The following is a 1169-nucleotide window of genomic DNA, read 5'->3' as shown; positions in this document are numbered from 1 at the left end:
TTAAGTATTACGTTGAATAGTTTTTTAATTCTATATGCTATAGATGGCTTAGTTTCATTTAGCATATATTGTCTGAATTCTTCAGCAAGAGCTTCTTCTACTTCTTGTTTAGAAGCATCTTTTAAATATGGATATTGTTTTACATAATCTTGATATACTTGTTCTCTAAGCTTATCGTTTATTAATAACTAACTTACATAATGGAAACCTTCGTGGAATTCTACTCCTTGCCCAGATTGTTCTGATAAGAATATTCTAGCTGCTGTATCACCACTAAGTCTATCCATACATACTTTTAAAGCACCGTATACTTGTGGAGCATTAGCCATTCTAAATACTGCTTCTGAAGTTACAACATCTGATTTGTCAATGCCTAGTTTATCTTGTAGCCATTGTCTAGCTTCATCTACATTTAATTTACCTTCACCTTTTACTTGTGAAGTTAACCCTCTTTTCGCTAATCTCTGAGCAGCTTGCAATTTACCATTTCTACGAATTATTTGCCATTTACCAGTTTTATATTTGTATTGAGGAGAATTGGTTTTCATCCAATCTTTAATCTATTCTTCAGACCAATTCTCATTAGTAGAAACATATTCTATACCTGTAGTAGAAATAGGTTTATTATCTAATTTTACTTGTTTATTGTTAGTTTCTTCTACCTTTCTCTATGCTGATTTCTATACTGGCTATTGTTTGCTTGCACTAGCTAATTCTGTTTCAGTAACTTGTGGTATAGCTACTCCATCTGTATATATGAAAGGAGCTCTATATATAGTATCACCTAAATCTGTTTCAATTTTACCAGTGTTAATTAACCAAGTAAGTAAAGACACTGGTCCTTTATCAGTACCTATTCCTAAGTCTTCTCTAGTAAAAGCTAATTGCTCTAAACCTGCTATCTTAAATTGTTTAGCGTTTGGATACTGTTTAAAGTAAGAAGTAGCTAGTCGAATAATACTATCTGATATAGGTTCTAATAAAGCATACTTATCGGTATTCCAATGCAGATCTTTAGCTATTTTTCTTATAGCTAATTTATGTTGAGATTCTGAAGCTCTACTAGGATCAAATTCTACTTTTATGTGTTTACCATTAGAATTTCTTACAGCAAATTGTACATGTGTGTTACCTTCTTCAGACTAGTAATAGAGCATTTTATCCATTAA

2 protein-coding genes are annotated in these 1169 nt (G+C 31.5%); one reads left to right on the top strand and one right to left on the bottom strand.

Going from position 1 to position 1169, the window contains the following annotated elements:
* Positions 1-188: 188 nt before the first annotated feature.
* Positions 189-548 carry a hypothetical protein gene (locus GH681_RS23085; protein ID WP_153163834.1) on the bottom strand — a complete coding sequence of 120 codons (360 nt, stop codon included), beginning with the start codon at positions 546-548 and terminating at the stop codon, positions 189-191.
* Between GH681_RS23085 and GH681_RS23080 the strand changes: the two genes are divergently transcribed.
* A complete protein-coding gene (locus tag GH681_RS23080) occupies positions 538-939 on the top strand; it encodes a hypothetical protein (RefSeq protein WP_153163833.1) in 402 nt (133 codons plus the stop codon). The two genes, GH681_RS23085 and GH681_RS23080, sit on opposite strands and share 11 nt — an antisense overlap.
* The last annotated feature ends 230 nt before the right edge of the window (positions 940-1169 follow it).

Origin of the sequence: Zoogloea sp. 1C4, from assembly GCF_009469605.1 — a bacterium.
Taxonomy (GTDB): Bacteria; Pseudomonadota; Gammaproteobacteria; order Burkholderiales; family Rhodocyclaceae; genus Zoogloea; species Zoogloea oryzae.
The sequence above is the reverse complement of the archived record's forward strand: the minus strand, read 5'-3'. Positions and strand labels throughout refer to the sequence as shown.